Source organism: Bifidobacterium sp. POST2/T3 (B1), assembly GCF_058197115.1.
This window is the reverse complement of sequence record NZ_JBVPQK010000284.1, coordinates 1-3388: the sequence shown is the minus strand read 5'-3', so window position 1 is coordinate 3388 and position 3388 is coordinate 1. Positions and strand designations below refer to the sequence as shown.

Here is a 3388-nt window from a genome sequence, read left to right as displayed (position 1 = left end):
CATACGCCGATTGCCCCTTTCACGAGGATGGCCGCGCAGGGTCTGACTCCACTGTAGCGAATCGACCAGTCACCTCTGATCCTTGACATGCCAAAGATTCCCAGACTGTCGTGGTAGCATATATGTGGTAAATCTCACACGTTCAAAAGCTGAGGGTGGGCGATTTTCGACGGCGCGAATTCCAGGTCGAGACCATGATAATGATGGGTCCTTTCAAGGATTGCGCATCGATGACCGCATGAGCGTGGTGGTCGCAAGGCAGCGATGTGTTGGAAGGATTAGGGGTTCAGGTGATGTTGGGTTTCTCCGCAATCCAGAGATGGTTCGGACCTGGCGTGCAAGGTTGTAGAGAGGTGCGGTAATGAAAGTAGTAATATTCTCCACCTGCGTGGTGGACCTCATGTTTCCGAACGTGGGGAAGGCCATGGTGGAGGTGTTGGAGCGGTTCGGCTGCGATACCTATCTTCCCAAGGAGCAGATCTGCTGCGCCCAGCCCACTTTCAACAGCGGGTATGTCAAGGAGAGCATGCAGGTCATGCGCAACGAGGTCGATGCCCTGCTGAGCGTGGATGCCGACTACATCGTGGGTCCGGCAGGTTCCTGTGTGAATATGCTTAAGGAGCTGCCTTTCCATCTGAAGAATGACCCGGTCTATGCGGCCAAGGCCCAGACCATGGCTGACAAGACCTATGAGTTCTCGCAGTTCCTCTATCGGGTGCTGGGTGTGCTGGATGCCGGCGCCGAACTCGATGCTGTGGCCACCTACCACCGCTCCTGCCACATGACCCGGCTGCTGGGGGAGCGGACCAGTCCCTTCGTCCTGCTGGGCCATGTCAAGGGTCTGACCATGGTCCCCCTGCCCCACATCGAGAACTGCTGCGGGTTCGGCGGCATGTTCTCCATGAAGGAGCCTGAGATCTCCAAGCAGATGGTCGATGAGAAGGTGAATGACGTGCTCAGCACCAAGGCCAGCGTCCTCATCTCCTGTGATCCGGGATGCCTGATGAACATCGGCGGCCGCTTCAACCGGCGTGGCGAGAAGATCACCATCATGCACCTGGCTGAGGTGCTCAATCACAACGTGGATATGCGTCGCGTCAAGTATGTGGAAGGCCGCTCTGCTGGCGATGGGACTGTGGATTCCGTCAGGGCTGCCAAGAAAGAGGGGGCTCTGGTATGAGCAGCTTGGTCAATGGCAAGAAGGCCGCGCAATATCTGCGGACCAGCAAGGCTCCCTTCCTGACCAGGGTCAAAGAGTCCGAACAGGACAAATTCGCCCAACAGGCCGTGGCCAAGGCCCAGGATGCCCAGTGGATCAAGCGTGAAGCCGCCCGCCAGGAACTGGGCAACTGGGAACAGTGGCGCGACCTGGGCGAGCAGATCCGCCAGCACGTCATCCGCTACCTGCCTGACTATCTGGAGGAGTTCGCCGACAACGTGGAGAAGCGCGGCGGCCATGTCTTCTTCGCCCAGACCGACGATGAGGCTGCCCAGTACATCAAGCAGATCGCTATCGAAAAGAAGGCCAAGCACGTCGTCAAGAGCAAGTCCATGGTGACCAGCGAGATCAACCTGGATCCAACACTGATGACTGTGCCCGGCCTGGAAGTGTTGGAAACCGATCTGGCCGAGTTCATCCTGGAGGAGGATGACTGGGACCAGCCCACGCATCTGGTCTTCCCCGCCCTGCACAAGAACCGCGAGCAGGTTCGTCAGGTTTTCGAGAAGAAGCTGGGTTACAAGGGCGACAACGACCCCCAGCACATGGCCCGGTTCTCGCGCAAGGTTCTGCGCAAGCACTTCCTCGAGGCGGACATGGGCATCACCGGCTGCAACTTCGCCGTGGCCGACACGGGCATGATCAACCTGGTGACTAACGAGGGCAACGCCGACCTGGCCATGTGCATCCCCAAGACCCAGGTGGTGGTCATGGGCATGGAGCGCCTGGTGCCGACCATGAAGGAGGCCGAGACCATGGACAACATGCTGGCCCGGTCCGCTGTCGGCCAGAAGCTGACCTCCTACCTGACCTACACCGCGCCACGCACTGGTCAGGAGTCGGACGGACCGGACGATTTCTATGTGGTCATTCTGGACAACGGCCGCTCAAACGCTCTGGGAACGGTCTTCGAGCCCATCCTCCAGTGCATCCGCTGCGCCTCCTGCCTGAACGTCTGCCCCATTTACCGGCACATCGGCGGTCACGGCTACGGATCCATCTATCCGGGCCCTGTGGGCTCGGTGCTCTCGCCGGTGCTGGACGGCGGCTATGACGACTTCGGAGACCTGCCCTACGCCTGCAGCCTGTGCGCGGCATGCACGGCCACCTGTCCGGTCAAGATCCCCCTGCATCAGCTCATGATCGAGCACCGGCGGATCATGATGGATGACCAGTCCCAGGCCAATCTGATCGACGACACGGTCATGAGGGTCATGGGCCTGGGAACCGGCCACTCCTCGCTCTTCCGCACTGCCCTGGGTGTGGACCACACCATGCTGACCCCCATATCCAAGAAGCAGCCGGAGACGGCCAAGAACCTCTTCGCCAGTGATCGGCATGTGGAATGGATGCCCTTCGTCTTCGGCGGATGGACCAAGGTACGTGATCTGCCGGATCCGCCCAAGCACGGGGAGAACTTCCGCAGTTGGTTCGCTCATCACAAGAAGGAGCAGCAGGCATGACCGATCGTGAGGTATTCCTGGATTACCTGGCCAAGAAGAGCGGTCGGCCCCGTCACCAGCTCAAGGATCATCCTTTGGTGCCGGTCAACGATTTGCCGGAGACCACCCTGTCGGGTCATACCCAGGACGAGCTCCTGGAGATCGCCCGGAAGAGCAGCGAGGCCGTCCATGTGGACTTCCGCACCTGCACCAAGGCTGAGCTGCCCACTGCCCTGGATGAATTCATTGATTCACGCAAGGACGACAGCGACCATGTGATGCTGCCCACTTCAGACCTGTTCGCAGACTTCGGGTTGGAGGAGTGGAGGGACAGCCTGAATCCGCCCGCCACTTTCTGGAAGCCGGGGGCCAGCCGTGAGGAGAACATCAAGACCGCCGACGAGTCAGGAACGGCCATCGCCTTTGCGGACTTCCTCCTGGCCGAGTCGGGCACCATCACCGTGGCTACCACTCCTGGTCAGGGTCGTGCCTTCCACTTCCTGCCGGTTCACTATCTGAGCATCATTCGCAAGTCGAAGATCCTGCCTCGAACCCGACAGGCCATGGACTACTATGGTCCCGCCCTGGTCTCAGGTGAGCTCAAGACCTCCAACATCAACTTCATCACCGGCCCCTCCAACACGGGCGACATCGAGATGGTGATCGTGGTGGGCGTGCATGGTCCCCTGGATATGACATATCTGGTGGTTGAAGACATGTAGCTCGA

General features: G+C 59.7%; 3 protein-coding genes. All 3 read left to right on the top strand.

The genetic code is table 11. The features are described 5' to 3' along the window. The first annotated feature begins 361 nt into the window (after positions 1-361). The 3 genes from AC0AP0_RS10575 to AC0AP0_RS10565 are packed head-to-tail and all read left to right on the top strand — an operon-like array spanning position 362 to position 3383. Positions 362-1180, top strand: coding sequence for a (Fe-S)-binding protein (locus tag AC0AP0_RS10575; RefSeq protein WP_490430432.1), 819 nt, complete (start codon positions 362-364; stop codon positions 1178-1180). Further along, positions 1177-2682, top strand: coding sequence for a LutB/LldF family L-lactate oxidation iron-sulfur protein (locus AC0AP0_RS10570; protein WP_046322442.1), 1506 nt, complete (start codon positions 1177-1179; stop codon positions 2680-2682). The genes AC0AP0_RS10575 and AC0AP0_RS10570 overlap by 4 nt, the downstream gene beginning before the upstream one ends. Further along, positions 2679-3383, top strand: coding sequence for a LutC/YkgG family protein (locus AC0AP0_RS10565; RefSeq protein ID WP_490430431.1), 705 nt, complete (start codon positions 2679-2681; stop codon positions 3381-3383). The genes AC0AP0_RS10570 and AC0AP0_RS10565 overlap by 4 nt, the downstream gene beginning before the upstream one ends. Positions 3384-3388 lie beyond the last annotated feature (5 nt).

Coding starts and splice junctions, on each gene's coding strand:
- AC0AP0_RS10575 (WP_490430432.1), top strand. CDS start 362: ATGAAAGTAGTAATATTCTCCACCTGCGTGGTGGACCTCATGTTTCCG.
- AC0AP0_RS10570 (WP_046322442.1), top strand. CDS start 1,177: ATGAGCAGCTTGGTCAATGGCAAGAAGGCCGCGCAATATCTGCGGACC.
- AC0AP0_RS10565 (WP_490430431.1), top strand. CDS start 2,679: ATGACCGATCGTGAGGTATTCCTGGATTACCTGGCCAAGAAGAGCGGT.